Annotated in this window: 28 protein-coding genes; 6 read left to right on the top strand and 22 right to left on the bottom strand. The window is 72.8% G+C overall.

Translation table 11 applies throughout. The annotated features are described in order from the left end of the window. The first annotated feature begins 32 nt into the window (after positions 1–32). Together ACFQW6_RS03225 and ACFQW6_RS03220 are read left to right on the top strand one after the other, a co-directional pair. Positions 33–1,787, top strand: a complete 1,755-nt coding sequence (locus ACFQW6_RS03225; protein WP_378541225.1) for a SulP family inorganic anion transporter — start codon at positions 33–35, stop codon at positions 1,785–1,787. Continuing rightward, on the top strand, positions 1,784–3,316 hold the full coding sequence (locus tag ACFQW6_RS03220; protein WP_378541222.1) for a Ppx/GppA family phosphatase: 1,533 nt from the start codon (positions 1,784–1,786) through the stop codon (positions 3,314–3,316). The genes ACFQW6_RS03225 and ACFQW6_RS03220 overlap by 4 nt, the downstream gene beginning before the upstream one ends. A gap of 21 nt (positions 3,317–3,337) precedes the next feature. Here the strand turns inward: ACFQW6_RS03220 and ACFQW6_RS03215 are convergent, their stop codons facing one another. The 4 genes from ACFQW6_RS03215 to ACFQW6_RS03200 form a co-directional block, all read right to left on the bottom strand. Further along, positions 3,338–3,673: a hypothetical protein gene (locus ACFQW6_RS03215; protein WP_378541220.1), complete on the bottom strand. Its 336-nt coding sequence runs from the start codon at positions 3,671–3,673 to the stop codon at positions 3,338–3,340. Then, positions 3,670–3,858, bottom strand: a complete 189-nt coding sequence (locus ACFQW6_RS03210) for a hypothetical protein (RefSeq protein WP_204811145.1) — start codon at positions 3,856–3,858, stop codon at positions 3,670–3,672. The genes ACFQW6_RS03215 and ACFQW6_RS03210 overlap by 4 nt, the downstream gene beginning before the upstream one ends. Positions 3,859–3,979: 121 nt before the next feature. Next, entirely contained in the window at positions 3,980–4,852 is an 873-nt protein-coding gene (locus ACFQW6_RS03205) for an NAD(P)H-hydrate dehydratase (RefSeq protein ID WP_378541218.1), read from the bottom strand. Then, on the bottom strand, positions 4,845–5,654 hold the full coding sequence (locus ACFQW6_RS03200) for a histidine phosphatase family protein (RefSeq protein WP_378541216.1): 810 nt from the start codon (positions 5,652–5,654) through the stop codon (positions 4,845–4,847). The genes ACFQW6_RS03205 and ACFQW6_RS03200 overlap by 8 nt, the downstream gene beginning before the upstream one ends. Before the next feature lie 68 nt (positions 5,655–5,722). On the opposite strand from ACFQW6_RS03200, the gene ACFQW6_RS03195 reads away from it, so the two are divergent. Continuing rightward, on the top strand, positions 5,723–7,294 hold the full coding sequence (locus ACFQW6_RS03195; protein ID WP_378541213.1) for a DNA polymerase ligase N-terminal domain-containing protein: 1,572 nt from the start codon (positions 5,723–5,725) through the stop codon (positions 7,292–7,294). A 39-nt stretch (positions 7,295–7,333) separates the two neighbouring features. Beyond that, positions 7,334–7,885, top strand: a complete 552-nt coding sequence (locus tag ACFQW6_RS03190; protein WP_378541210.1) for a GNAT family N-acetyltransferase — start codon at positions 7,334–7,336, stop codon at positions 7,883–7,885. A 140-nt stretch (positions 7,886–8,025) separates the two neighbouring features. Here ACFQW6_RS03190 and ACFQW6_RS03185 read toward each other — a convergent pair whose 3' ends face one another. Further along, positions 8,026–8,865, bottom strand: a complete 840-nt coding sequence (locus ACFQW6_RS03185; protein WP_378541208.1) for a PhzF family phenazine biosynthesis protein — start codon at positions 8,863–8,865, stop codon at positions 8,026–8,028. 37 nt (positions 8,866–8,902) lie between these two features. After that, on the bottom strand, positions 8,903–9,181 hold the full coding sequence (locus tag ACFQW6_RS03180) for a hypothetical protein (RefSeq protein WP_378541205.1): 279 nt from the start codon (positions 9,179–9,181) through the stop codon (positions 8,903–8,905). A gap of 83 nt (positions 9,182–9,264) precedes the next feature. Between ACFQW6_RS03180 and ACFQW6_RS03175 the strand changes: the two genes are divergently transcribed. Then, positions 9,265–9,690: a hypothetical protein gene (locus ACFQW6_RS03175; protein WP_378541202.1), complete on the top strand. Its 426-nt coding sequence runs from the start codon at positions 9,265–9,267 to the stop codon at positions 9,688–9,690. 13 nt (positions 9,691–9,703) lie between these two features. Further along, positions 9,704–10,483: a helix-turn-helix domain-containing protein gene (locus ACFQW6_RS03170; protein WP_378541200.1), complete on the top strand. Its 780-nt coding sequence runs from the start codon at positions 9,704–9,706 to the stop codon at positions 10,481–10,483. Here ACFQW6_RS03170 and ACFQW6_RS03165 read toward each other — a convergent pair. Genes ACFQW6_RS03165 through ACFQW6_RS03090 form a run of 16 tightly spaced genes read right to left on the bottom strand, consistent with a single transcriptional unit; the run spans position 10,438 to position 25,877 of the window. Beyond that, positions 10,438–10,923 (bottom strand): DUF3995 domain-containing protein, encoded by a 486-nt coding sequence (locus ACFQW6_RS03165; protein WP_378541198.1) that lies wholly within the window; start codon positions 10,921–10,923, stop codon positions 10,438–10,440. The two genes, ACFQW6_RS03170 and ACFQW6_RS03165, sit on opposite strands and share 46 nt — an antisense overlap. Further along, a complete protein-coding gene (locus tag ACFQW6_RS03160) occupies positions 10,920–11,357 on the bottom strand; it encodes a type II 3-dehydroquinate dehydratase (protein ID WP_378541195.1) in 438 nt (145 codons plus the stop codon). The genes ACFQW6_RS03165 and ACFQW6_RS03160 overlap by 4 nt, the downstream gene beginning before the upstream one ends. Continuing rightward, on the bottom strand, positions 11,354–12,142 hold the full coding sequence (locus ACFQW6_RS03155) for a DUF402 domain-containing protein (protein WP_378541192.1): 789 nt from the start codon (positions 12,140–12,142) through the stop codon (positions 11,354–11,356). Before ACFQW6_RS03155 ends, ACFQW6_RS03160 begins: the two co-directional genes overlap by 4 nt. After that, positions 12,139–13,341: a 3-dehydroquinate synthase gene (gene aroB / locus ACFQW6_RS03150; RefSeq protein ID WP_378541190.1), complete on the bottom strand. Its 1,203-nt coding sequence runs from the start codon at positions 13,339–13,341 to the stop codon at positions 12,139–12,141. Before aroB ends, ACFQW6_RS03155 begins: the two co-directional genes overlap by 4 nt. Further along, positions 13,338–13,838, bottom strand: a complete 501-nt coding sequence (locus tag ACFQW6_RS03145; RefSeq protein ID WP_378541187.1) for a shikimate kinase — start codon at positions 13,836–13,838, stop codon at positions 13,338–13,340. The genes aroB and ACFQW6_RS03145 overlap by 4 nt, the downstream gene beginning before the upstream one ends. 7 nt (positions 13,839–13,845) lie before the next feature. Continuing rightward, a complete protein-coding gene (gene aroC / locus ACFQW6_RS03140; protein WP_378541185.1) occupies positions 13,846–15,024 on the bottom strand; it encodes a chorismate synthase in 1,179 nt (392 codons plus the stop codon). 12 nt (positions 15,025–15,036) lie between these two features. Further along, positions 15,037–15,783, bottom strand: coding sequence for a prepilin peptidase (locus tag ACFQW6_RS03135; RefSeq protein ID WP_378541183.1), 747 nt, complete (start codon positions 15,781–15,783; stop codon positions 15,037–15,039). An 8-nt stretch (positions 15,784–15,791) separates the two neighbouring features. Continuing rightward, complete coding sequence (locus ACFQW6_RS03130; protein WP_378541181.1) at positions 15,792–16,622, bottom strand: shikimate dehydrogenase; 831 nt, start codon at positions 16,620–16,622, stop codon at positions 15,792–15,794. Between the two features lie 34 nt (positions 16,623–16,656). Continuing rightward, complete coding sequence (mltG, locus tag ACFQW6_RS03125) at positions 16,657–17,838, bottom strand: endolytic transglycosylase MltG (RefSeq protein ID WP_378541179.1); 1,182 nt, start codon at positions 17,836–17,838, stop codon at positions 16,657–16,659. After that, entirely contained in the window at positions 17,831–18,298 is a 468-nt protein-coding gene (gene ruvX, locus ACFQW6_RS03120) for a Holliday junction resolvase RuvX (protein WP_378541176.1), read from the bottom strand. The genes mltG and ruvX overlap by 8 nt, the downstream gene beginning before the upstream one ends. A 2-nt stretch (positions 18,299–18,300) precedes the next feature. Next, the gene (gene alaS, locus ACFQW6_RS03115; protein WP_378541173.1) at positions 18,301–21,000 is read right to left on the bottom strand and encodes an alanine--tRNA ligase; all 2,700 of its coding nucleotides are present in this window, start codon (positions 20,998–21,000) and stop codon (positions 18,301–18,303) included. After that, on the bottom strand, positions 21,000–21,272 hold the full coding sequence (locus ACFQW6_RS03110; RefSeq protein WP_378541170.1) for a DUF6167 family protein: 273 nt from the start codon (positions 21,270–21,272) through the stop codon (positions 21,000–21,002). Before ACFQW6_RS03110 ends, alaS begins: the two co-directional genes overlap by 1 nt. Further along, positions 21,272–21,790: a hypothetical protein gene (locus ACFQW6_RS03105; protein ID WP_378541167.1), complete on the bottom strand. Its 519-nt coding sequence runs from the start codon at positions 21,788–21,790 to the stop codon at positions 21,272–21,274. The genes ACFQW6_RS03110 and ACFQW6_RS03105 overlap by 1 nt, the downstream gene beginning before the upstream one ends. Positions 21,791–21,819: 29 nt before the next feature. Further along, complete coding sequence (locus ACFQW6_RS03100) at positions 21,820–23,490, bottom strand: alpha-amylase family protein (RefSeq protein WP_378541165.1); 1,671 nt, start codon at positions 23,488–23,490, stop codon at positions 21,820–21,822. A 32-nt stretch (positions 23,491–23,522) separates the two neighbouring features. After that, positions 23,523–24,479, bottom strand: coding sequence for a TIGR03885 family FMN-dependent LLM class oxidoreductase (locus ACFQW6_RS03095; RefSeq protein WP_378541162.1), 957 nt, complete (start codon positions 24,477–24,479; stop codon positions 23,523–23,525). Positions 24,480–24,497: 18 nt separating this feature from the next. Further along, positions 24,498–25,877 carry a replication-associated recombination protein A gene (locus tag ACFQW6_RS03090; protein WP_378541159.1) on the bottom strand — a complete coding sequence of 460 codons (1,380 nt, stop codon included), beginning with the start codon at positions 25,875–25,877 and terminating at the stop codon, positions 24,498–24,500. Positions 25,878–25,908: the final 31 nt, after the last annotated feature.

Genomic DNA, 25,908 nt, shown 5'->3' with positions numbered 1-25,908 from the left:
CCATGAGCACGGCTGCGCCCCCCGACAGCGCCATGGCTTCCCCACGGAGGTCGGCGCTCCGCTTCCTGCCGATCCTCGACCAGCTGCGCCACTACCAGGGAGGCTGGCTGCGCGGTGACCTCGTCGCCGGGGTCGTGGTGGCGGCGCTGATCATTCCCAAGAACCTCGGCTACGCCGAGATCGCAGGTGTGCCACTCGAGAGCGGGCTCTATGCCGCCGCCGCCGGGACGATCCTCTACGCCCTGTTCGGCACCTGCCGCCAGATCTCGATGGGTCCCAGCTCAGGTCTCGCGGCCGTCGCCGGTGGCGCGGTGCTGGCGGCCAGCGTGACCGACCCCGCCGACGCGGCCACGTTGGTGGCCGGCATCACGCTGACGAGTGGCCTGTTCTTCCTCGCGCTGGCGGTGTTCCGCATGGGGTGGCTGTCCCAGTTCCTGTCCCGGGCTGTCGTCACCGGCTTCCTCTTCGGTGCAGCCATCGACGTCGTCATCGGGGAGCTGCCCAAGCTGACCGGCACCGACAGCGAGGGCAGCAGCTCGTTCCAGGAGCTCTGGTCGTGGCTGTCCACGCTGGGCCAGGCGCACCTTGCAACCGTGGTGGTCGGCGTCGTGGCCCTCGCCGTCGTCTTCGGCCTCCGGTGGGTCGCCCCGCAGGTTCCCGGCGCACTCGTGCTGCTCGTCGGCGGACTCGTGGCGGCGCGCGTGCTGGACCTCGCGGACCGGGGGGTGGCCCTCGTCGGGGACATCCCGAGAGGGCTGCCGTCGTTCGAGGTGCCTGATCCCGGCCTGCTGGTGGACCACGCCGGCACGGTCCTCGTGGCCGCCTTCGCACTGGTGATGATCGGTTTCTCCCAGACCGCCGGGGACGCGCGCGCCATGGCAGCCAGACACCACTACCGGGTGGACATCGACCAGGAGTCCGTCGCCCAGTCAGCGGCCAACATCGGCGCGGGCCTCCTCCATGGGATGCCGGTCTCCACGAGCCTCTCCGCCACCTCCCTGAACGACCGGTCGGGCGCCCGCACCGGTCTCGCGTCCCTGACCTCGGGAGTCACCGTCCTCCTGGCGCTCCTCTTCCTCGCCCCGCTCTTCTCCTCGCTGCCCAAGCCCGTCCTCGCAGCCCTCATCATCGAGGCCGTCGTCATGGGGATGATGGACGTCGGTGAGATGCGGCGCCTGCGGAGGGTGTCGAGAGCCGACTTCTGGGTGGCTGCGGCAGCGATCCTCGGGACCCTCGTCCTCGGCATCCTCGCCGGCGTGGTCATCGGCATCGCCCTGTCGCTGGTGTGGCTCGTGTACGTCGTCACGCACCCGCTCGTGTCGACGCTCGGCCGTGAGCCCGGCACCCAGGTGTTCCGCGACCTCGACACCCATCCCGAGGACGAGACGACCCCTGGCACCGTGGTGCTGCGGATGGACGGCGGAGTCTTCTTCGCCACTGCGGATGCCTTGGTCGACCAGGTGCGTGTCGCCGTGCTCGACCCCGACGTGCACGGCGTGGTGCTGCACTTCGCAGGGGTCAACTTCATCGACTCCCAAGGGGCGGCGACGGTGTCGGAGATCATCCGGATGGCGGACGCGTCAGGTGTGGAGCTGCGGCTGGCGGCCGTCCGGCCGGCGGTGCGACGCGTGCTCGAGCGGCAGGGTGCGGTGGAGCTCCTGGGGGCCGACCACATCCACGGCAACGTGCACCGAGCCGTAGCCGCGTTGGGAGCGACCCGCGCCATGCCCGTTCGCCCGGTTCGGGAGTCCGGGGTCGCCGAGGAAGATGAGGGACAAGTGACATGAGCGACCACCCGACCCACCCGTCAGCGCCGTCCGTCGTACCCCGGTGGGAGTGGCGCACCTTCGGCGACGACCTCGCCGACCTCGACGCTCTCGCACCGCTGCGGACCGAGGCGTCCGCCGAGAGTGACGAGATCTATGTCCTGTCGATGCACGGCGACGCCTCCGTCAAGGTCCGCGACGGCGTCCTGGACACCAAGGTGCTCCAGAAGGTGAGCGGCGTCGGGCTCCAGCTGTGGCTGCCGACGATGAAGGCGCCCTTCCCGCTCGACGTGCCAGCGGTCGCGGCCGCCTTCACGGCGCTCGGTGCGCCACCGCCGCAGGCACCGCGGACCGAGCTCAGCCTGGAGCAGCTGGTGGAGGACCTCGTCGCTCCGCGCGACGACCTGCGCGTCGTGGACATCCACAAGAGCCGCCGCAGGTCGCTCGTGGACGACTGCATGGTCGAGCTCACCGAGGTGAGCGCCGAGGGACGGACCATCCGGACCGTCGCGGTGGAGTCCCCGGACCCGGACCTCGTGCTGCGCACGATCGGCCGGCTGGGGCTCGACGGTCGACCCAACATCAGCGTGCCCCGGGCACTCAAGTCGATGCTCGGGTGGGGCCCGAAGCGGTTCGCCGTCATTGATGTCGGCACCAACTCGGTCAAGTTCGCAGTCGGCCACCTCGATGAGGAGGGCAGCCCGCAGATCGAGGTGGAGTCCGCCGTGGTCGCCAGGCTCGGCGAGGGGCTGGTGGCGGCGGGTGGGCTGACCGCCGCTTCGATGGACCGCACGGTCGACGCCATCGAGGACCTCGTCGAGGACGCCCGACGGGAGGGTCCGCTCGACATCGTCGCCGTGGGCACCGCGGGTCTACGGCAGGCATCGAACCGGGACGAGTTCCTGGCGGCCGTCCAGAGCCGGTGCGGGGTCACCGTGGAGGTCATCTCGGGTCGGGAGGAGGCGCGGCTCGCGTACATGGCCGCGGTGTCGACCCTGCCGCTGGCGGGCGACCGACTGCTGGTGTTCGACTCCGGCGGCGGCAGCAGCCAGTTCACCTTCGGGAGCGCCGACCGGATCGACGAGCAGTTCAGCGTCGACGTGGGAGCCGTGCGGTTCGCCGAGCGCTTCGGGCTCGCGGACGCCGTACCCCGCGAGACCGTCGACGCGGCTCTCGACGCCATCGCGACCGACCTCGCCGAGCTGGCGGACCGACCCCGACCGGACATGGTGATCGCCATGGGAGGCACCTCGACCAACCTGGCAGCCATCGCGCACGGCCTGGACCACTACGACCCGGACGCCGTCCACGCGACGGTCCTCGACGCGGACGAGGTGGACCGACAGATCGAGGTGTTCCGGACTCGCTCTGCGGAGGAGCGGCGCGAGATCGCCGGCCTGCAGCCGGCCCGGGCCGAGGTGATCCTCGCCGGGGCGTGCGTGGTCCGCACGATCCTCACGCTGACCGGCCAGGACTCCCTGACCGTCAGTGACCGCGGGTTGAGGCACGGCGTCATCGCCGAGAGGTTCGGCTCCCCGGACCCCCAGTAGGGCGGGCCGTGCCGGCGCCTACTAGACGCGCGCCCGCAGGTCGTCGGCGGCCAGGCGCAGGTCGCCCCAGTCGGTGACGGCGAGCCGCGACGCCGAGGCCAGCTGCCCGAGGTCGCCCGACGCGACCACCCAGACGTCCTCGACGACCTCGGTCGGTGGCGTCGGGTCGCCGTGGCTGTCGTGCCAGGCGAGCTCGAGGAGCTCCAGGAGGTCGAGCGCTGCGTCGGCCCGGTCGCCGAACTCCAGCGTCGCGCGGTCGCGCGCGCCCTCGCGCCGCTCGTCCCGGCTGCTGGCCGCGACCGAGTGGGGGACGCGTCCCCCGCTGCCGGCGCCGACAGCGCCGTCCCGGACCATCACCAGACGGGCCGTCGCGGTCGGACCGTGCTCATCGTGTGCAGCAGCGCGTCGCGGCGGACCGCTCGCACCTCTCCCAGCTTCACCTGGCACTCCCAGCACCGGTCGGTCGGGACGCAGCACATCGCGTCGCGGACCTCGGCTTCCAGCTGGTCTGCGTGGGCGCTCCTGCTCAGGACGCTTCCCATGGTCTTCCTCCCCTGTCGTAGCACGTCGAGTGTGACCGGGGCCGCGGCCCGACCGCATCAGCATTACTACGGATGTCTGGACCGGTGACCCGCGCAGGTCCGAGCGCAGCCCGCAGGGAGGTCATCCGCCCAGCTCTGCGAGCAGGCCAGGAAGCTCCCCGGGCAGTTCCCGGGCCAGGTAGCCGACCGGTCCCACCCGCTCGGCGAGGCGATCGCCGGCGGTGGCGTGCAGCCAGGCACCCCACACGGCCGCCTGTGCGGGCTGGGCACCGCGGGCCACCAGACCGGCCACGATCCCCGCCTGCACGTCGCCCGACCCGGCCGTCCCGAGCCCGGCGTTGCCGGCCTCGACGCGCCACACCTCGTCCCGGTGGGCGACGACTTTCACGGGGCCACCGCAGACGACGACCGCCCGCGTCCGCGCCGCGAGCCGTGACGTGTGGCCCTCCAGGTCCCGCGAGACCTCGTCGCCGGAGACGCCGAGGCAGTGCGCCAGCTCGCCGGGGTTGACCGTGAGCACGACGGTCGCGTCGAGCGCCGCCACCTCCGCGTGGTTGTCCGTGACGTACGCCGTCGCCAGCGCGTCGATCACGACCGTGGCGCCGAGCCTGGGCACCATCCGGCGCACGAGCTCGTCGGACACGTCGGGGTCGGTGAAGCCGGGGCCGAGCAGCACCGTGGCGCCGTCCGCCCGCTCGACCAGCTCGTCGGCCTCGTCGGGGTGCAGCGACCCTCCGCCGTCCTCGGCCACGCCGGTGACCATCAGCTCGGGCGCCGTGACGGCGAGGGCGGGCGCGCACGACCGTGCGGTCGCCAGCTGGATCTTCCCGGCGCCGACGCGGAAGGCCCCCTCGGCCGCCAGCAGGCCGGCGCCGGGTGTCTCGCGACTGCCGGCCACGACCACAAGGCGACCGCGCTCCTCCTTGTCCGACCCGAGGTCGGGCAGGGGCCAGTCGCGCAGCAGTGCTGCGTCGACGAGCCGACCGTCAGGCATCGGGTGCCTCCCCCGCCTGGTCCTCCTCGTCCGTCTTCTCGGCCGGGCCCGGGTCGAGGTGCTCGTCGCTGGCGAACGTCTCCAGCACGAGGCCGTCGGGTCGCCTGCAGTAGCGGGTGACGGACGCGTTGGGGATCGGCGTGGTGCGGTCGATCTCCAGGAGCTCGGTCTCCTCGAGGCCCTCCAGGGCGTAGCGGAACGACATGATCACCGCCTGGTGCGTGAACAGCCACACCCGCTTGCCGTCGTACCCCTCACGCAGGTCGGCCAGCAGGCTGCGCGCCCGCAGCACCACGTCGGCCCAGCTCTCCCCGGAGGGCGGCTGGTAGTAGAACTTGCCGACGTGTGAGCGGCGCTCGGCCTCCTCGGGGTACCGCGCCCGGATGCCCTTGCCGGTCAGGCCGTCGAGCAGCCCGAGGTCGCGCTCGCGCAGGCGCTCGTCCATCAGCAGCTCGACGTCGAGGTCGGCCAGCGCGGCGCGGGCGGTGTCGGCGGCGCGTCGGTAGGGCGAGCAGACGACGAGGTCCGGTCGCTCCCCCTCCGCGAGGCCCGCCGCCCACCGGCCGAGGGTGCGCGCCTGCTCCTCGCCGTTGGCGGAGAGCTCGACGTCCGCGTCGCGTGCCGAGAGCTCCAGCCGCTCGGCATCCGCGTCACGGGCCTCGGTGTCGGCGATGTTGCCGGCACTCTCGCCGTGGCGCACCAGCACGAGCTCGTCGGGTCCACGCCTTGCCTGCAGCGCGCTCGTCAGGCCCACCGCGCCTCCTCGTCGTACGTCGTCGGTCGGGTCGTCCCTCGCCGACACCGTTACCCCGACACGACGACCTGGATGCGTGCGTCGCATGTGCGCCCCGGGCGGGGGAACCGTGGGACATGGCCGATCCGCTCGACACCTACCGCCGCATGCGGGACTTCGGCCGCACGCCGGAGCCCTCGGGCGAGGTCGCCGAGGCGGACGGTGCGCCGCGCTTCGTCGTGCAACGGCACCGGGCGAGTCGGCGGCACTACGACCTTCGCTTCGAGATCGACGGCGTGCTGGTGAGCTGGGCCGTCCCGAAGGGGCCGACGCTCGACCCCCGGGCGCGACGCCTGGCGATGCACGTCGAGGACCACCCGATCGAGTACCTCGACTTCGAGGGGGTCATCCCGGCCGGCGAGTACGGCGGAGGGGACGTGGTCGTGTGGGACATCGGCACCTGGGAGCCGGTCAGGACCGACGACCCCCGCGCCGCGGTCGAGGCTGGTGAGCTGCACGCCGAGGTCCGCGGCCGCAAGCTGCGGGGCAGGCTCGTACTGGTCCGGCGCGACGGACGCCCCGGCGAGGGTGGCGAGCCGTGGATGCTGCTGCACAAGCGCGACGAGCACGCCGTGGAGGGGTGGGACCCCGAGGACCACCCGCGGTCCGTGCTGAGCGGCCGTACGAACGAGGAGGTGCTCGCCGATCCGCACCGCCTGTGGCGCTCGGACCTGCCGGCCGAGGTCGCCGCGGTGTCGCTGGTCCCAGACCCGCTCCCCGACGAGGCGATCGACGAGCTCGCGGCGCTGCCCACCCAGGGCACCTGGGAGGTGTTCGGTCGCCGGCTCCGGGTGACCAACCTCGACAAGGTGCTCTTCCCCGGCGACCCGCCGGTCACCAAGCGCGAGCTGCTGGCGTACGCCGCCCGCATCGCGCCGGTCGCGCTGCCCTACCTCGAGGGCCGGGCCCTCAACATGCACCGCTACCCCGACGGGGCCGGTGAGCCGGGCTTCTGGCACAAGGAGCGGCCCGCGCACGCGCCGGAGTGGCTCGGGGCCTGGGACAACGAGGAGGCCGACGAGGGCGAGACGAGGACGTACGTCGTCGCGGACGAGCCCGCCGCGTTCGTGTGGGCGGCGAACTTCGGTGCGCTGGAGTGGCACCCGTGGACGTCCCGGACCGATGCGCCCCACGAGCCGACGTACGCCCTGGTGGACCTCGACCCCGGGACCTCGACGTCCTGGGAGGACCTGCTCGTGCTGGCCCGGCTGCACCGGACGGCCCTGCACCACCTCGGGGTCACCGCACGCGCCAAGGTCACCGGGCGTCGCGGCATCCAGGTCTGGGTGCCGGTGGTGCCCGGCTACACGTTCGAGGACACCCGGGTCTGGGTGGAACGGCTGTCGCGGACGGTCGGCAAGGTGGTGCCCGAGCTGGTGAGCTGGAAGTGGGAGGTCAAGGCTCGCAAGGGCCTGGCGCGCCTGGACTACACGCAGAACGCGATCAACAAGACCCTCGTCGCCCCCTGGTCACCACGGCCGGCGCACGGAGCACCGGTCTCGGTGCCGATCACGTGGGACGAGCTCGACGACCCGGACCTTCGTCCGGACCGGTGGACCATCCGGACGGTGCTCGACCGGCTGTCGGAGACGGGCGACCCGTTCCGCGTCCTGCTCGGGGCGGCACAGGAGCTCCCGGAGATCACCTGAGCCCGCCGCGGCGAGCCGTCGGGCAGATACCCTGCCGACGTGGCCGCGCCCGTGACCGTACGCCGTGCGAACGAGGCCGACGCAGAGGGCCTGTCCCGACTGGCGGCGCTCACCTTTCCCCTCGCCTGCACCCCGCAGACGCCGGCCGACTTCCTCGCGACCCACATCACCACCCGGCTCGACCCGGCGAGCTTCCGGCGCCACGTCGGCGACCCGGCCTGCACCGTGCTCGTCGCCGAGGACGACGCGGGTGGTGACCCGGTCGGCTACGCGATGCTGCTCCTCGAGGAGCCGACCGACCCGGACGTCGCGCGTGCGATCCGCCACCGACCCACCGTCGAGCTGGCGCGCTTCTACGTCCACCCGGAACACCACGGCTCGGGCACGGCCGGGCTCCTGATGGAGCACACCCTCGCAGCGGCCGACGCGACCGGGGCCCGAGGGGTCTGGCTGGGGGTCAGCGAGGAGAACGCCCGTGCCAACGCCTTCTACGCCCGTCACGGCTTCGAGCCGGTCGGGCGCAAGAGATTCCCCATCGGGGACGCCTGGGAGGACGACGTCGTGCGCGAGCGCGTGCTCCGCAGACCCTGATGCCGCACCTCTCCACAGGTCCATACCGGTCCACCCGTTCCGGGGACAGCGACCGGCGCCGTCGTCTACCCTCGTCCCGGACCCAGCCCTCGGTGCCCCTGGCCGACCGTCGGGCGAGTCCCGCCGCCCGGCCGCGTCGGTCAGAGGTCCACCTCGCCGACGATCCGGGTGACCGCGTCACCCGAGACCCACACGTCGTCGTCGACGGCCTCGAGCCGCACCCGCCCCTCGCGGCCGATGACGCTGCCCTGGCGCGAGGTGTACGACGACGGCAGCGCGCCGGTGCCGATGAGCCACTGGGCAAGCCCGGCGTTGGCACTCCCCGTCACCGGGTCCTCACCGAACTCCCGGCCGTCGGCGTAGAACGCGCGCACCTCGACGTCGGCCCCGAGCTCCGCGGCGGACGTCGCGTCCCAGCGACCGAGGACGGTCACCTTGAGGTCGGTGAAGGCACCGATGTCGGGCACGATGCCGAGGACCGCCTCCGCCGAGCCGAGGTCGACGCCGACCCACCCGGGGCCGTTGTCGATCCACGCCATGTCCCCCACGGCCGCGTCGGTGACACCGAGCGCGCGCACGATGCGGGCCCGCAGGTCCGCGTCGACCGCGCCGGAGCGGCGCAGGGGCGGGGCGGCGAACCCGAGCCGGGGCGAGCGTCGTACGTCGACGAGCCCGGCGCCGCACTCCTGCACCACCACGTCGCCGCGGGGCACTCCCCCGGCCTCCAGCCACGCGTGGGCGCTGCCGATGGTGGGGTGACCCGCGAAGGGCAGCTCGCCGGTCGTCGTCCAGATCCTCACCCGGTAGTCGGCGGCCGGGTCGATCGGCGCTGACAGGAACGTCGTCTCGGACAGGTTGGTCCACCGCGCGAAGCGCGCCATCTGCTCATCGGTGAGGCCATCGGCGTCGTGCACGACCGCGAGCGGGTTGCCGAGCCACGGCTCGGAGCTGAACACATCGACCTGGCGGAAGGGCAGCACCCCGCGATCCAAGCACAGCGCCGGACGGGGTGGGCGGTCAGGCGTGGGCCGCCCACCGGCGGGCCGCCTCGTCCGCGGCCGCCGAGACCAGGGCGGCCAGCTCGGGCCGGTCAGGCACCGGGAACGAGACGTACGCACCCCGTCCCCCGGCGACCGGTCGCCCGTAGGCCTTCGCCGCGAGCGTGCCGTCCGGCAGCATCCTGATCGTCAGCGACTGGAGCTCGAACTCCTCGTCGCGGCGTTTGTCGCGCCAGCGCAGCTCCTCGGGGACCACGACGTTGATGGCGAGGGCACTGAGGTCCACCGGTGCGTCCATGGCGCGATCGTGCCACCCCGCACGGCAGCGTCATGACCTCGGACGTCATGGCCCTGCGGCCCGACCGCGACCAGCCTGAGGTCATGACCACCACTCAGCAGACCCGGACCACGACCACCACGACACGAGACGGACGCGGGATCACCATCCCCGTCGTCGGACCCTTCCTCCTCGTCGACGCCGTCACGACCGCCGTCAACGGCCTCGCGTACGCCCTCGCCGGCGGCTGGCTCGCCGACTGGTTCGGCGCGCCCGAGGAGCTCGTCCGCTCCCTCGGCGTATTCCTCGTCCTCGTCGCCGCGGGCGTGACCGTCCTCGCCACCCGACGACCGGTCCCGCGACGCGGGGTCGCCGCGCTGGCGGCGCTCAACGTCGTCTGGGTCGTTGCCAGCCTCGGCTACGCCGTGCTCGGCGGGCTCACCACGCTCGGCGTCGCCTGGACCGTGGTGCAGGCCGTCGTCGTCGGCGCCTTCGCCGCAGGACAGGTGTGGCTGGCGCGGAAGGGCTGACACAGTGACCACCATGACCCTCGACGTCCCCCTCGACGCGCCCGCGCCGACCGACGTGGGCTCCCTCGTGCGGCACTGGCGCCAGCGACGGCGCCTGTCCCAGCAGGCGCTGTCCGACCAGTGCGGCGTGTCCACCCGACACCTGTCCTACATCGAGACGGGCAGGGCGCGCCCGAGCGCGACGATGGTCGGGCAGCTCAGCGAGGCCCTGGCCGTCCCGCTGCGCGAGCGCCGCCGGCTCTTCACCGCGGCGGGCTTCGTCCCTGACACCTCCGAGCTGCCCCTCGGCGCGCCCGCCCTGGCGGACGTCAACGAGGCCCTGGAGCAGATCCTCGCCGGGCACGAGCCCTACCCGGCGCTCGTCATCGACGGGGGCTGGGACCTCGTCACCGCCAACGATGCCGCCTACCGCCTGCTCGCGGACGTGCCGGCCGAGCTGCTGGAGCCGCCGGTCAACGTCGTACGGCTGAGCCTGGACCCGCGCGGGCTCGCGCCCCGCATCGCCAACCTCGACGAGTGGCGGGCGGCCATCCTGTCGCGGATCCGGCACGAGCACGACACCACCGGCGACCCCCGGCTCGCGGCACTGCTCGCCGAGTTCCCGGTCCGGGGTCCGCAGCCCCCGCCGGGGATCGTGCTCACGCTGCGGCTTCGCGCCGGAGACCACGCGCTGTCGTTCCTCACGACCACGACGATCTTCGGCACGCCCGGTGACGTGACGGTCGCCGAGCTGGCGATCGAGGCGCTCTACCCCGCCGACGCGGCCACCCGCGCGCTCCTGGCGCGCGACTGAGCCAGCCCGACGGCGAGGGCGAGGCCCCAGGCCAGGAACAGCGGGTCCCAGAGGAACGCGTGGCCGACCATTCCGGGTCGGTCGTAGCCGCCGTCCGGGACGATCACGCCGGCCAGCACCAGGTTGCCGACGACCGTGTTGAGCCCGCCCCAGACCAGCAGCACCGCGGCGCCGAGCCAGCACACGCCCCGGGACAGCCGCCGTGCCGGCCACCCGGCGCGGGCAGCCGCGAGCGGGACCCACGCCGCGACGAGCTTCACCGCGCCGATCGGGAGCAGCAGCCACTCCCACCCGGCGAACGCGTCGACCATCCGACGGCCGAGCGTCTCGACGAGCCACTCGCCGTCCACGCCCCAGTAGAGGCTGAACGCGGCGTGGACGCTGCCGAGCAGGCCCGCGAGGACGAGGGCGCTGCGTCCCCGACCGGCGTACGACGTCACGAGGTGGCGTCGGCCAGCACCTCGAGCGCCTGCCGGTAGCCGTCGATCCCCTGGCCGGCGATCGTCGCCACCGCGTGCGGCTCGACGACGGACGTGTGGCGGAACTCCTCAGCACGCTGCTTGGGGTCGGAGATGTGCACCTCGACCAGCGGGGCCGTGAGCTGGGCGCACGCGTCCCAGAGCGCGAGGGAGTAGTGGGTCCACGCGCCGGCGTTGAGCACCACGCGGAGCCCGTCGTCGGCGGCGGTGTTGAGCCAGTCGAGGAGCTCGCCCTCGTGATTGGTCTGGCGGACCTCCACCTCGAGACCCAGGCCGCGACCCCACTCGACGCACTGGTGGGCGAGCTCGGCATGGGTGGTCGAGCCGTAGATCTCCGGCTGCCGGCGGCCGAGCCGGCCCAGGTTGGGGCCGTTGAGGACGAGGACCTTCGTCATGACGGCAGCGTAGTGGCGCGGGCCCGTCGGACCTCGTCAGTGTCGGGAAGCGACGGGACGGTCCAGTCGGCGGGCGGCTGCCACGTCGTCCACCCCTCGTCGAGCGGCCAGCTCCGGCGCTCGACCAGCTCGGCCCGCGCCCACTCCGCCACCGCCCGGATCTCGGCAGCAGTCTCGACTGAGTAGCGGTCGCAGGCGACGGCAGCCTCGACCTCGTCGGCGTCCTTCAGCCAGAGGACCCCATCCGGCTCGAGCCACAGGTCGAGGGTCAGGTCGCGGGTCGCAGTCTCGCCAGCGGATCGCCGGTGAGGCAGCTCCAGATTGATGTAGTGGCCGGCGAATGCCCCGTCGTCCTCCCAGAAGAGCCACACCGACCAAGGTCGTCCGGTCGGCGCGATTCGGAGCACACCGCCACCCGACCAGCGCGAGATCACCGGAGCGAGCGCGACGGTGAAGCGTTCGGCCAGTGGCACCTCGCGAGTCGCTCGGCCGTCGGCCGGTCGCCAGTCGACACCCTCGGTGCCCTCTGCCAGCCACGCCACCAGCCCTCGCTCGTCGTCTCGGACGACGCGCACCGGGGCGATGCTCCGGCCGTAGTGCCAGAGCACGACGTCACCGGGTGCCTGGTGGGGCGCAGTCCCGGCTTCGCGCCAGTCCATGCCGACGTTGCGTTCTCCCTCGAGCAAGGACAGGTCAACGTGCCGCGGAGTGGCGGCTCCGACGAGTCGGACCATGGACCCGCCGGAATCGCTGACTACGTTCTCCTCCCCGGCGGTCCCCGTCACGCAGGGGAGGCTATCGCGGCGTAGGCGGCGCGCAGGTCGTCCTCGCTGGGCCCGGCGAGGATCCGTGGCGTGGTCAGGTCGTCGAGCACGACGAAGCGCAGCTGCGAGCCGCGTGCCTTCTTGTCGACCTTCATCGCGGCGTGGAGGTCGTCGAAGGAGGCGGCGTCGTACGTCGTCGGCAGCCCCACCCGGGCGAACGCGGCGCGGTGCCGCTCGACGACGGCGGGGTCGAGGCTTCCCGCCCGCGCGGCGAGCTCGGCGACGTAGACGCACCCGATCGCGACGGCCTCACCGTGGCGGACGGCGTAGTCGCTGGTGCGCTCGATCGCGTGGGCCAGGGTGTGGCCGTAGTTGAGCACCTCGCGACCGGGGTGGCCGTCGGCGCCGCCGGTCTCCTTGAGGTCCTCGACGACGACCTCCACCTTGACCCGGATCGCCCGCTCGACGAGCTCGCGCAGCTCGGCGGAGTCCCAGGTCAGCTCCCCCGGGTCGGTGCCCTCGACGACGTCGAGGATGGCGGGGTCGGCGATGAAGCCGCACTTCACGACCTCGCCCAGCCCGGCGACGAGCTCCTCGTGCGGCAGCGTCTCCAGCAGCGCCAGGTCGCACAGCACCCCGGCGGGCTCGTGAAACGACCCGACGAGGTTCTTGCCGGAGCCGGTGTTGATGCCGGTCTTGCCGCCGACCGCAGCATCGACCATGGCCAGCAGGGTCGTGGGCACGTGGACGACGCGCACGCCGCGGAGCCACGTCGCGGCGACGAACCCGCCGAGGTCGGTGGTCGCTCCCCCGCCGATGGTCACGACCGCGTCGGACCTGGTGAAGCCGGCCTCGCCGAGCGCCTCCCAGCAGTCGGACGCGACGGGCGCGGTCTTGGCGCGCTCACCGTCGGGGAGCCCGAGCGCGAGGACGTCGTAGTGCTCGACCAGGGCGTCGACCACCGGGTCGGCCAGCTCGCCCAGCGTGCCGGCGTAGAGCACCGCCACCCGCTGAACCGACTCACCCAGCAGCGCGGGCAACCGCTCGGACAGTCCGTGGCCGACGACCACGTCGTAGGGGGCGGCACCGCCGACGTGCAGCACGGTGTCGCCGGACGACTCCCGCACCGGTGGCGCGGACTGGTGGGTCCGCTGCTGGGTCCGCTGCTGGGTGCGGTGCTGGGACCGCTGCTGCTGCTTCCTGGTCTGGCGCTTGGTCATCCGAGCAGCCTCCGGACCTCGGCCGCCACCTCGTCGGCGGTGCGGCCGTCGGTGTCGACGGTGTGGGCCGACACGGACTCGTAGACGGGGGTGCGCTCGTCGAGCAGCGCCTTGATGCGCGCGCGCACGTTGCCGAGCAGCAGCGGGCGTCCGACCCCGAGGCCGACCCGCTTCACGGCGTCGGAGAGGCCGACCCGCAGGAAGACCACCGGCAGCCCGGCCAGCAGCTCACGCGTCTCCGGACGCAGGACCGCACCACCGCCGAGCGCCAGAACGCCGTCGTGCTCCGCGAGAGCAGCAGCGACGGCGGCGGCCTCGAGGTCGCGGAAGTGGTCCTCGCCCGACTCGACGAAGATGTCGGAGATCTCGCGGCCCGTGGTGGTCTCGATGTCGGCGTCGGTGTCGCGCACGGGCAGGTCCCAGGCGTCGCCCAGCAGGCTGGCGACCGTCGTCTTGCCGGCCCCCATGGGGCCGACCAGCACCACGCGAGGGCTCATCCGGGCGTCACCTGAAGCGGAGGGTGTCGAGGTAGGACTCGGCGTTGCGCCGCGTCTCCTGCACCGAGTCGCCGCCGAACTTCTCCACCACGGCGTCGGCCAGCACGAGCGCGACCATCGCCTCGGCGACGATGCCGGCCGCGGGCACGGCACAGACGTCGGAGCGTTGGTGGTGGGCGACGGTCGCCTCGCCGGTGGCCACGTCGACGGTGCGCAGCGCCTTGGGCACGGTGGCGATGGGTTTCATCGCGGCACGCACCCGGAGCACCTCGCCGGTGGACATGCCGCCCTCGGTGCCGCCGGAGCGGCCGGAGGTGCGGCGGAGGCCGTCGTCGGTCGTGACGATCTCGTCGTGCGCGAGCGAGCCGGGGGTGTCGGCGAGCTCGAAGCCGTCACCCACCTCGACGCCCTTGATCGCCTGGATGCCCATCAGAGCGCCGGCGAGGCGCGCGTCGAGGCGGCGGTCCCAGTGCACGTGCGAGCCGAGGCCCGGCGGGAGGCCGTGGACCACGACCTCGACGACGCCACCGAGGGTGTCGCCGTCCTTGTGGGCCTGGTCGATCCGGGCGACCATCGCGGCGCTGGCCTCGGGGTCGAGGCAGCGGACCTCGTCGGCGTCGAGCCGCTCGACGTCCTCGGGAGCGGGTACGAGGCCCGCCGGCGCCGTGACACCACCGAGGGAGACGACGTGGGAGACGACCCGTGCGCCGACGGCCTGCTCGAGGAAGTTGGACGCCACCCGGCCGAGCGCGACGCGGGCCGCGGTCTCGCGGGCGGACGCGCGCTCGAGGATGGGACGAGCCTCGTCGAAGTCGTACTTCTGCATGCCGACGAGGTCGGCGTGGCCGGGCCGCGGACGGGTCAGCTTGGCGTTGCGGGCGAGGGCCTCGAGCTCCACGGGGTCGACGGGGTCGGCCGACATGACCTTCTCCCACTTCGGCCACTCGGTGTTGCCGACCTCGATGGCCACCGGGCCGCCCTGGGTCTCACCGTGGCGCACCCCGCCGAGCACGCGGACCTGGTCCTGCTCGAACTTCATCCGGGCTCCGCGGCCGTAGCCGAGCCGGCGCCGGGCCAGCGAGTCGGCGAGGTCGTCGGTCGTGACGCGGACGTGGGCGGGCAGCCCCTCGAGGATCGCCACCAGCGAGGGACCGTGGGACTCGCCTGCTGTGAGCCATCGGAGCATGGGGGAAGTCTCTCAGCCCCACATGCGCGCAGCGAGCGCAGTCCCCCAGACGAGACCCACCAGCGCGCCTCCGACCATGAAGGGACCGAAGGGGAACGACCTCTTGAGCAGGCTGCGGTCGCGCCGCGCCACCAGCACGACGAGCGCCGGGACGACGAACAGCATGAAGCTCGCCCAGAGCCCGATGGCGAGCGCGCCCCACCCGGTCCAGCCGAGCACGAGCCCGACCGGCGCGGCCAGCCTCACGTCGCCGAAGCCCATGCCCGCCGACCGCACGAACCACAGCACCCAGAAGAACGACCGGGCGAGCACCATCGCGACGAGTGCGCGCACGAGGGCCTCGCGCTCTCCCGTCGCGAGGCCCACCGCCGTCACCACCACGACCGCGGCGAGCGTGACGGGTACGACGACGACGCGGGGCAGCAGGCGGGTGTGCCAGTCGATCACCGACAGGGCCACCGCCACCGGGGTCAGCGGCACCAGCCACAGCAGCGGCCAGTCGAACCCGGTGGCCGCACCGAGCAGCGCCCCCGCCACGGCCGCCAGCAGCGCGCTGCGCCACGCGAGCCCCGGCCGGGCCGCGATGTCGGCGTAGAGCATCTTGGGCGGCTCGTCGGCGGGTGGCGCGTCGTCCACTGCCTCCTTCGGCGCGGGCTCGGGCACGCGTGCGATCAGCCGCGGCACCAGCAGGCCGGCCATCCCGGCGAGCACTGCCGCGAGGAGCGCGGCCAGCCCAGGGTCGGTCAGGGTGTCGGTCACGGGGTCATTCAACCGGCATGGCGCGCGGCAAGGGCGCGTTCGCCAGCATCTCGCAGCACGTCGACCGCGACAGTCCGTCCGGTGAACAGCTCGACCTGCAGCACGGCCTGGTGCACGAGGAGGTCCAAGCCGCCGACGACCGTCCGCTCCGCAGCCGCGGTCACGAGCGGCGTGGGCCACGGGTCGTACAGGACGTCGAAGACGACCGGCGTCTCCGCACAGCGCGCGACCAGCTCGGGCGTCTGCGCCGCCGCCGGGATGGTCGAGACCACGACGTCGGTGCCGGAGGGTCCGGCGCCCAGCGTCGACACCACGACCTCGGGTGCGGCCGGGTGCGCCCGCAGGGCGGCGAGCGTCTCGGCCGCCCGGGCCTCGTCCCGCACCGCCAGGACGATCGTGCTCACGCCGAGGTCCGTCAGCGCGAGCCCGACCGAGGTGGCGGTCGCGCCGCCACCGAGGATCGTCGCCGTCGCCAGCGGGATCGACGTGCGCTCGCGGATGGCGGCGACCGCCCCGGGGAGGTCGGTGTTGTCGCCGACCCGGGTGCCGTCGTCCTCGAGCACGAGCGTGTTGACGGCACCGGCCAGGCGCGCCCGGTCGGTGAGCCGGTCGACCAGCGGCAGCGCCTCGCGCTTGAGGGGCATCGTCAGCGACAGCCCGCGCCACGCGGCGTCGATCCCGGAGAGGAACGCGCCCAGGTCGCCAGAGGCGACCCGGTGCGCGTCGTAGGTCCAGTCCAGCCCCAGCTCGGCGTACGCCGCCCGGTGCAGCGCCGGCGACAGCGAGTGGGCGATCGGGTCGCCCAGCACCCCGCAGCGCCGGCCCGCCCCGGCGCTCACGTCAGCGGGGTCGGGGTCGGACTCGGGGTCGGGCTCAGCATCGGTCGGAGGTCTCGCAGTAGGCCTTGTACTCGTCGCGACCCTCGAGGAAGCCGTCGTAGTCCTCGTAGAACTTGGTCTCGCCCGTGGAGAGGTCGACCGTGACGTAGTAGTACCAGTCGCCGTCGGCCGGGTTGGCCGCAGCCGCGATGGCGTCGTCACCCGGCGACTCGATCGGGGTCGGCGGGAGACCGGCGTTGATGCGCGTGTTGTAGGGCGTGTCCTCAGCCAGCTGCTCGGGTGTCAGCTCGGTGGAGCCGGGCGAGAGGCCGAGACCGTAGGCGATCGAGGCGTCGATGCCGAGCGTGCCGTTGGTGCCGCCCTTGTCGCCAGGCCCGTCGAGGCGGTTGTAGATCACGCGGGAGATCTTCGGCATGTCGTCGCCGCGACCCTCGGCCTCGATGAGCGAGGCGATGATCATCAGCTCGCCGGGGGTCTTGCCGAGCTCGGCGGCCTTCTCCTCGAGACCAGCGGCATCGGCGGCCTCGCGCCAGCGGTCGACCATCATCTTGAGGATGCGGGGCGGCTTCATGCCCGGCTTGATCTCGTAGGTGGCCGGGAAGAGGTAGCCCTCGGCGTTGCCCTCGGCGTAGTCGGGCAGGCCGAGGCGGTCAGGCTGCTGCAGCGCCCGGTTCCAGGCCTGCTCGGGGTAGTCGGTGTTCGCGGCGAGCGTCGACACGATCTCGGTGAGCCGGAGGCCTTCGGGGATCGTGACGGTCGGGAACCCGATGAGGTTGTCCGGGTCGATGAGGACCTCGAGCGCGTCGGCTGCCTTCATCTCCTTCTGGAGCTCGTAGGCACCGACCTGGATGCCGGCCGCGGCAGGCTCGCCGGCGGCCGCGTCGATGAAGGCCTGGACCGACTTGGTGACGCCGTCGGCCTTGAGGTTGCGACCGATCTGGGCGGTCGAGTCGCCCTCGTTGACGGTGAACTCGACCGATCCCCTGCCCGGGCCCGGGTAGTCCTCAGGGCCCTGGAACTGGTCGGCGACCCACGAGACACCCTGGGTCAGCGCGACGTAGAACCCGCCGACGAGCACCACGAGCGCGACCAGCACCGCGACGCAGCCCTTGAGGCCGCGTCCCTTGCGACGCTTGCCGCCGGGGACGTAGTCGTCCTCCAGCTCCTCGCGCTCGTCCGCGCGCACGTCGTCCGGACGGGTCTCGTGCTCACTCATCTGTCTCCGTCACCTCGACGATCTCTCCCGGTGCGTGTCCACTCGACCGCTCCGTGTCCAGTGCAGTCTGCAGGATCAGCACCGCCGCTGCCTGATCGACGACGGCGCGTCGCTTGGCCCCGCGGCGGCCCTGCTCGCGCAGGATCGACTCGGCGGACACCGTGGTCAGTCGCTCATCACACAGCCTGACGGGCACGGGGGCAACTCGGCGAGCCAGCCGGCCGGCGAGCGCGCGCGCCTTCTGCGCCGCCGGACCCTCGGTCCCGTTGAGCGAGCGCGGCAGCCCGACCACGACCTCGACCGCCTCCATCTCGGCGACGAGCTGCGCGAGGCGGCGTACGTCGCCCCTGCCGCTGCGCACGGTCTCCACGGGGGTCGCGAGGAAGCCGGAGGGGTCGCTGCTCGCGACGCCGATCCGGGCGTCGCCCGGGTCGACGCCGAGCCGCACGCCGGTCCGCACCCTCAGCCCTGCACCTTCTCCGCGACCTCGCGCGTCACCAGCGCGAGCGCCTCGTCGATGCGCGAGGCGTCGGTGCCGCCGCCCTGGGCGACGTCGTCCTTGCCGCCCCCCTTGCCGCCGAGGAGGGGCCCGACGGTGCGGACCAGCTCGCCGGCGGACAGCCCGCGGGCACGCGCCTCGTCGTTGGTGGCGGCCACGACCGACACCTTGCCGTCGGCCTGGCCGATGATGACCACGACCCCGGGCTCGCCCTGAGGCAGCCGGCCGCGCACGTCCATCGCCAGGTTGCGTACGTCGCCGCCGGCGGCGCCGTCGGCACGGTGGGCCACGACCTTGACCGGGCCGACCTGCGTCGCGCCGGCCGCCAGCTCGGCGCTGGCGCCGAGGAGCTGGGCGAGCCGCGCCTTCTCCAGCTCCTTCTCGGCCGCCCTGAGGCGCTCGGTGAGGCCCTGCACCCGACCGACCAGGTCGTCCGGCTGCGTCTTGAGCAGGCCGGTGAGCTGGGCGACGACGTCGCGCTCGCGGGCGAGGTAGCCGAAGCCCTCGACGCCGGTGAGCGCCTCGATGCGCCGGTTCCCCGAGCCGACGCTGGTCTCGCCGGTCACCACGACGGTGCCGATCTGGGAGGCGTGGGAGACGTGGGTGCCGCCGCAGAGCTCGCGCGACCAGGGCCCGCCGATCTCGACGACCCGGACCTTCGTGTTGTCGGACGTCTCGCCGAAGAGCGCGATCGCGCCCCACTCCTTGGCCTGCTCGAGGGTCATGTAGTCCCACGACACCGGGAGGTCGGCGCGCAGCGCCTGTTGCGAGACGAGCTCGATGTCACGGACCTGCTCGGGGCTCAGCGCCTGCGTCCAGCCGAAGTCGAGGCGGAGGTAGCCGGGCCGGTTGTAGGAGCCCGACTGCAGAGCGGTGGGGCCGAGCACCTCGCGCAGGGCGGCGTGCACGACGTGGGTGCCGGAGTGCGCCTGGCGCGCGCCGGTGCGCCACTCCGGGTCGACCCGGGCGTGGACCTCGCGCCCGGGGTCGAGCTCGCCCTCCAGCACACGCACCTGGTGGACGACCAGGCCCTTGATCGGGCGCTGGACGTCGAGCACCTCGAGGCGGCCGCCGTCGAAGACGATCGTGCCGGCGTCCGCGACCTGGCCGCCGGACTCGGCGTAGAAGGGGGTGCGGTCGAGGACCAGCTCGCCGACCTCGCCCTCCCCGAGGCGCGACACCGGGGAGCCGCCGCTGAGCAGGGCGAGCGGGCGCGACTCCGTCTCGAGCGTCTCGTAGGCGAGCCACTCGGTGGGGCCGGACTCGTCGAAGATCGCGCGGTAGGCGGCCGTGTCGCCGTGGGCGCCCTTCTTGGCGCGAGCATCGGCCTTGGCGCGCTCACGCTGCTCGGCCATCAGTCCCCGGAACCCCACCTCGTCGACGGCGAGGCCCTGCTCGGCCGCCATCTCGAGGGTGAGGTCGATCGGGAAGCCGTAGGTGTCGTGCAGCGCGAAGGCGCGCTCGCCGGACAGCGTCGTGCCGCCCGACGTCTTCACCTCGGACGCAGCGGAGTCGAAGATCTGGGTGCCCGCCTGCAGCGTCTTGCGGAACGCGTCCTCCTCGGCGTAGGCGACCTGCGAGATGCGCGGCCAGTCAATGACGAGGTTGTCGTAGGTCTCGCCCATCTTGTCGCGCGAGATCGGCATCAGCTCGGGCAGCACGCGGTCCTCGCACCCGAGCAGGCGCATCGAGCGCACGGCGCGACGCAGCAGCCGGCGCAGGACGTAGCCCCGGCCGTCGTTGCCCGGCGTGACACCGTCGCCGATGAGCATCATCGACGACCGGACGTGGTCGGCGACCACGCGGAAGCGGACGTCGTCGTCGTGGTCGGCGCCGTAGGTCTTGCCGGTCAGCTGCTCCGCCTTGGCGATGACGGGGTAGACCACGTCGATCTCGTACATGTTGGCCTTGCCCTGCAGCAGCAGGGCGACGCGGTCCAGACCCATGCCGGTGTCGATGTTCTTCTTCGGCAGTGAGCCGGAGATGTCGAAGTCGGACTTGGAGCGCACGGCGCTGAGCTCGTCCTGCATGAAGACGAGGTTCCAGATCTCGAGCAGCCGGTCCTCGAGCTTGACGGGCATGTCGGGACCGAGGGTGGCGGGGTCGAAGTCCGGGCCCCACTCGGGCCCGCGGTCGTAGAGGATCTCGGAGCACGGGCCCCCGGGTCCGGGCACGCCCATCGACCAGTAGTTCTCCTTGGGGCCGAGCTGGACGATGCGCTCGCGGGGAAGGCCGGTGACCTCCATCCAGTGCCCGATCGCCTCCTCGTCGCCCACCAGGACCGAGGGGTACAGACGGTCCGCCTCGAGACCGTAGCCACCGTCGGCCACGGGCTTGGTGATCAGGTCCCAGGCGAGCTCGATGGCGCCCCGCTTGAAGTAGTCGCCGAAGGAGAAGTTGCCGCACATCTCGAAGAACGTGCCGTGGCGGGTGGTCTTGCCGACGTCCTCGATGTCGGGGGTCCGCACGCACTTCTGGATGCTCGTGGCGCGGTCGTAGGGCGGCGTCTCCTGCCCCAGGAAGTAGGGCTTGAACGGCACCATCCCGGCGTTGACGAACAGCAGGTTGGGGTCGTCGGCCAGCAGCGAGGCGGAGGGCACCACGGCGTGTCCGGCGGCCTCGAAGTGCGCGAGGAAGCGGCGGCGGATCTCGGCGGTGTCCATCAGTTCTCGTTCTCCTGGGTGGTGCTGGTGGTCAGTTCGGGTGGTCCGGCCTGGTGAGAAGCGGGCGGCAGGCCGAGCTGCTCACGCAGCTCGGTCTCGCGCTCGGCACGGCCCTGCTGGACCTCCTCGGCGAAGAGCCGGGCGCCGGCCTGCCAGCCGCGGACGCGGTCGCGCAGTCCGTCGGCGGTGAGGGACTCGGCGGCGCGGCGGGCGCGGGCAGCGGCGTAGACCCCGACCCCCGCCCCGGCGACGAACCAGAGAGGGCGTCCCATCAGGCGACGTCCTCCCCGAGCGATCCCGGTGCCTCGTCGCGCGTGGCCGCCCGCTCACGCGCCCGGAACTCGCGCAGTGCTTGCTTCATCTCGGCGCGGCGTCCTCGAGCGGCACGCCGGGTCTCCTGCCGCACCTCGAAGCGGATCCGGTTGCGGGTCTCGGGCGACAGGGCCCGGCGCAGGCCGTGGGTCCAGCCCGCCGCCCTGACCACGGTCTCGCGGGCGACGATGTCGGTGAAGAGGCGGCCGTCGATCGGGCGGGGAAGCGGCACGGATCCGGCCGACGTCGCGTCGCCCTGGTGGGGGCCGCCCACCTGGGTGATCACGAAGGCAGCCGCGTCGCTCTCGGCGACCGGGGGCGCCTGCGCCGCTGGTGCCGAGGGCACGGCGACCCCCTCGGAGAGGGAGGCGGCGAGGGTCTCGGCCCGGCGGGCCCGACGGTGCGCGAGCAGGGCGACGACGAGCGCGACGAGCGCCACTGCGCCCGCTGCACCCAGCCCCACCTGCTCCGCCGTCACGGCGCCGAGCCTACAAGCCTCGCCGGGGCTCAGGGGATGGCGAGGTCGCCCGCGGGGCGTACCCGCAGCCAGCGGAACCCGTAACCCTCCAGCGCGACGCGGGTCGTCGGCCCACCCGTGACCACCTCCTCGGCCATCAGGTCCACCGCCTCGAGACCCTCGTCGCGCGGATCGATCGGTACGTCGACGGTGACGGGATCGGCACCGAGGTTGTGCACCGTCACGACCGCGGTGCCGTCGAGCTGGCACCGCTGCACCAGCACGCTCCGCTCCGGCTGGTCCACCACGCTCCACGTCCCCCACCCGAGCTCGGGGCACGTACGACGGATGCTGATGAGCTTGCGCATGAAGCTCCACAGCGAGTCCGGGTCGTGCATCTGCGCGACGACGTTGACGTGCTCGGGGCCGCACGCGTCGCTCACGACGGGCTGGATCAGCTTCCCCGGGGCGGCGGTGGAGAAGCCTCCGTTGCGGCCCGCGCTCCACTGCATCGGGGTGCGGACCGCCATCCGGCCGTCGACTGCCAGGTCCTCCCCCATGCCGATCTCCTCGCCGTAGTAGAGCGTCGGCGTGCCGGGCTGCGAGAACATCAGGCTGTAGGCCATCCGGATCCGCCGCGGGTCGCCTCCCATCATGCCGGGGACGCGGCGCTTGAGGCCGCGGTCGAACACCTGCATCTCCGGGTCCGGACCGAAGGCGGCGAACACCTCCTCGCGCTCGGTGTCGCTCAGCTTGTCGAGCGTGAGCTCGTCGTGGTTGCGCAGGAACGTCGCCCACTGGCAGGTCTCGTCGATCTGCGGGCGCTGCTTCAGCGCCTTGACGAGCGGACGCGCGTCCTCGCGGGCGAGGGAGAGGTAGGTGGCCTGCATGCCGATGAAGTCGAACTGCATCTGCAGCTCGTTCGCGGCCTTGCCGCCGAAGAACGCGCGCTGCTGCGCATGCGGCAGGTTGACCTCGCCGAGCATCATCGACCGGCCCGTGCGCCGGTTGAGGAACGCACGGATGGTCCGCATCAGCTCGTGCGGGTCGACTGTGCCTGCCGCGTCGCCCGCGTTCTTGGCGTGCTGCTCCAGGAACGGGATGCCGTCGACCCGGAAGCCGTCGAAGCCGAGCTCGAGCCAGAAGCCGATCACCCGCAGGATCTCGTCCACCACGGCCGGGTTGGACAGGTTGAGGTCGGGCTGGTGCTTGTAGAAGTTGTGGAGGTACCACTCACCCGTGCGGCCGTCGCGCTCCCAGATGGAGTCCTCCTGGTCGGGAAAGACCACCAGCTTCGAGGTGTCCGGCGGCTCGGTGTCGCGCCACACGTAGTGGTCGCGGTAGCGGTTCGACGTGCTGCGCCGCGACGCCTGGAACCACGGGTGCCGGTCGGAGGTGTGGTTGACCACGAGGTCGGCGATGACGTTGATGCCGCGGTCGTGCGCGGTGCGGATCACCTCGACCAGCTCGCCGTGATTGCCCAGGCGCGGGTCCACCCCGTAGAAGTCAGTGATGTCGTAGCCGTCGTCGCGGTCGGGGCTCGGGTAGAACGGCATCAGCCACAGGCAGGTGATGCCGAGCTCGGCGAGGTAGTCGACGCGTTCGGCCAGACCGCCGAGATCACCCACCCCGTCGCCGTCGGCGTCGTAGAAGGTCTCGATGTCGAGGCAGTAGATGACCGCGCTCTTCCACCACAGGTCGCTCGTGTCGGTGACTCTCACCCAGCCACACAACCAGATGCGGCGCCGGGGCGTCAGCCCCGCAGGGCGGGAAGCACCTCGGCGCCGAAGGCGTCGAGGAAGGCCGTCTGCTCCTGCCCGACGTGGTGCAGGTAGAGGTCGTCGAACCCGACGGCCGCAAGCTCGGCGAGCCGGTCGCGGTGCCACGACAGGTCGTGCGACACCTCCACCGCGCCGCGGACGGCCTCGAGGTCGACGTGCTCGGCCATCACGTCGAAGCCCTGCTGGGTCTCGGTGTCCCAGTTGACCGGCTCGGTGAAGACGTTGCTGCGCCACTGGTCGAAGGCGAGGGCGTCCGCCTCCTCGGCCGTCGGTGCCCACGACAGGTGCACCTGCAACGACAGCGGCCCGCGACCGCCCGAGTCGCGGTAGGCCGACACGATGTCGCGGAGCACCTCGATCGGCTGGTTGATCGTGACCAGCCCGTCCGCCCAGGCCGCGACCCGGGCGGCGGACGCCACGGACACCGCCGGACCGATCAGGCGGGGCGGGACGGACGGCCGCTCCCACAGCCTCGCCCGGTCCACGGTCACCAGCCCGTCGTGGCTGACCTCTTCGCCGTCGAGAAGCCGGCGGATCACCGACACGCACTCCTCGAGGCGTCGGGTCCGCACCTCCTTGCGTGGCCAGCGCTCGCCGGTGATGTGCTCGTTGCTGGCCTCACCGCTGCCGAGGGCGACCCAGAACCGGCCGGGGAACATCTCGCCGAGGGTGGCGATCTTCTGCGCCATCACGGCCGGGTGGTAGCGCTGGCCGGGGGCGCTGACGCACCCGAGCTCGAGGCTGGTGCGGGCCAGGGCCGCGCCGAGCCACGCCCAGGCGTACCCGGAATGTCCCTGCCGCGCGCTCCACGGCCCGAAGTGGTCCGAGCACATCGCCATCTCGAACCCGGCCCGTTCGGCGTGCTGCACGTCGTTCAGCAGGCGGGACGGGGCGATCTGCTCGTGGGAGGCGTGGAACCCGAGGCGCATGCCGTCACCGTAGCGGGGTCACCCGCCCCGGACGATGCGTCGTACGCGCTCCCAGCGCTCCTTGACCCCGGCCTCCGCGCCCAGGGCCGTCGGCTTGTAGTAGCTGACGTCGCTGAGCACGTCGGGGAGGTACTGCTGCTCGGCGACGCCGTAGGGCTCGTCGTGCGGGTAGGCGTAGCCCTTGCCGTGGCCGAGGTCCTTGGCACCGCCGTAGTGGGCGTCGCGCAGGTGGGCGGGCACCTGCCCGATCTTGCCGGCCTTCACGTCGGAGATCGCTGCGTCGATCGCGCTGATGACGGCGTTGGACTTGGGTGCCACCGCCAGGTGGATGGTGGCCTGGGCGAGGTTGATCCGCGCCTCGGGCATCCCGATGAGCTGCACGGCCTGCGCCGCCGCCACGGCCGCCTGCAGCGCTGTGGGGTCGGCCAGGCCGATGTCCTCGCTCGCGTGCACGACCAGCCGACGGGCGATGAAGCGGGGATCCTCCCCAGCCTCGATCATCCGCGCGAGGTAGTGGAGCGCGGCGTCGGGGTCCGAGCCGCGGATGGACTTGATGAAGGCGGAGATGACGTCGTAGTGCTGGTCGCCCTGGCGGTCGTAGCGGACCGCGGCCTGGTCGACGGCGGTCTCGGCCGTGGCCAGGTCGATCGTCGCGAGCCCGTTGCTGGCCGCGGCACCGGCGGCGGCCTCGAGGTAGGTCAGGGCGCGTCGCGCGTCACCGCCGGCAAGGCGTACGAGGTGGCTGCGGGCGTCCTCGTCCAGCGCGGTGCTGCCGGCCAGGCCGCGCTCGTCGGTCAGCGCCTGGTCGATGACCTCGGCGACGTCGTCGTCGGTGAGCGACTGCAGGCGCAGCAGCAGGCTGCGCGACAGCAGCGGGCTGATCACGGAGAAGAACGGGTTCTCCGTGGTGGCGGCGATCAGGGTGACCCAGCGGTTCTCCACCCCGGGGAGCAGCGCGTCCTGCTGGGCCTTGGTGAAGCGGTGCACCTCGTCGACGAACAGGACGGTCTCCTGTCCACCACGGGCGAGCTCGGCCCTGGCCCCGTCGATGGCGGCACGGACCTCCTTGACGCCCGCCGCAACTGCCGACACCTCGACGAACCGGCGTCGCGTCTGCTGGCTGACGATCGCCGCGATGGTCGTCTTGCCGGTGCCCGGGGGTCCCCAGAGGAGCAACGACATCGACTGGTCGCCCTCGATCAGCCGCCGCAGGGGCGAGCCGGCGGCCCGCAGCTGCTGCTGCCCGACGAGCTCGTCGATCGTGCGCGGACGCATCCGCACGGCCAGGGGCGCCGAGGCGTGCGTGTTGGCGCCGAGGGACCCGGCGCTCGGCACCTGTCCGGACACGGATCCGGGCGCGGGTTGCCCCGCGCCCGGTATCTCGAACAAGCCGTCCACGCCGGTGAGTATCCCCGACGCCGTCGCTGCG

Origin of the sequence: Nocardioides sp. GCM10028917 (genome assembly GCF_042666175.1) — a bacterium.
Taxonomy (GTDB): domain Bacteria; phylum Actinomycetota; class Actinomycetes; order Propionibacteriales; family Nocardioidaceae; genus Nocardioides.
This window is presented reverse-complemented; position numbering and strand designations above follow the sequence as displayed.

Coding starts and splice junctions, on each gene's coding strand:
- ACFQW6_RS03225 (WP_378541225.1), top strand. CDS start 33: ATGGCTTCCCCACGGAGGTCGGCGCTCCGCTTCCTGCCGATCCTCGAC.
- ACFQW6_RS03220 (WP_378541222.1), top strand. CDS start 1,784: ATGAGCGACCACCCGACCCACCCGTCAGCGCCGTCCGTCGTACCCCGG.
- ACFQW6_RS03210 (WP_204811145.1), bottom strand. CDS start 3,858: ATGGGAAGCGTCCTGAGCAGGAGCGCCCACGCAGACCAGCTGGAAGCC.
- ACFQW6_RS03205 (WP_378541218.1), bottom strand. CDS start 4,852: ATGCCTGACGGTCGGCTCGTCGACGCAGCACTGCTGCGCGACTGGCCC.
- ACFQW6_RS03195 (WP_378541213.1), top strand. CDS start 5,723: ATGGCCGATCCGCTCGACACCTACCGCCGCATGCGGGACTTCGGCCGC.
- ACFQW6_RS03180 (WP_378541205.1), bottom strand. CDS start 9,181: ATGGACGCACCGGTGGACCTCAGTGCCCTCGCCATCAACGTCGTGGTC.
- ACFQW6_RS03175 (WP_378541202.1), top strand. CDS start 9,265: ATGACCACCACTCAGCAGACCCGGACCACGACCACCACGACACGAGAC.
- ACFQW6_RS03170 (WP_378541200.1), top strand. CDS start 9,704: ATGACCCTCGACGTCCCCCTCGACGCGCCCGCGCCGACCGACGTGGGC.
- ACFQW6_RS03160 (WP_378541195.1), bottom strand. CDS start 11,357: ATGACGAAGGTCCTCGTCCTCAACGGCCCCAACCTGGGCCGGCTCGGC.
- aroB (WP_378541190.1), bottom strand. CDS start 13,341: ATGACCAAGCGCCAGACCAGGAAGCAGCAGCAGCGGTCCCAGCACCGC.
- ACFQW6_RS03145 (WP_378541187.1), bottom strand. CDS start 13,838: ATGAGCCCTCGCGTGGTGCTGGTCGGCCCCATGGGGGCCGGCAAGACG.
- aroC (WP_378541185.1), bottom strand. CDS start 15,024: ATGCTCCGATGGCTCACAGCAGGCGAGTCCCACGGTCCCTCGCTGGTG.
- mltG (WP_378541179.1), bottom strand. CDS start 17,838: ATGAGTGAGCACGAGACCCGTCCGGACGACGTGCGCGCGGACGAGCGC.
- alaS (WP_378541173.1), bottom strand. CDS start 21,000: ATGGACACCGCCGAGATCCGCCGCCGCTTCCTCGCGCACTTCGAGGCC.
- ACFQW6_RS03110 (WP_378541170.1), bottom strand. CDS start 21,272: ATGGGACGCCCTCTCTGGTTCGTCGCCGGGGCGGGGGTCGGGGTCTAC.
- ACFQW6_RS03095 (WP_378541162.1), bottom strand. CDS start 24,479: ATGCGCCTCGGGTTCCACGCCTCCCACGAGCAGATCGCCCCGTCCCGC.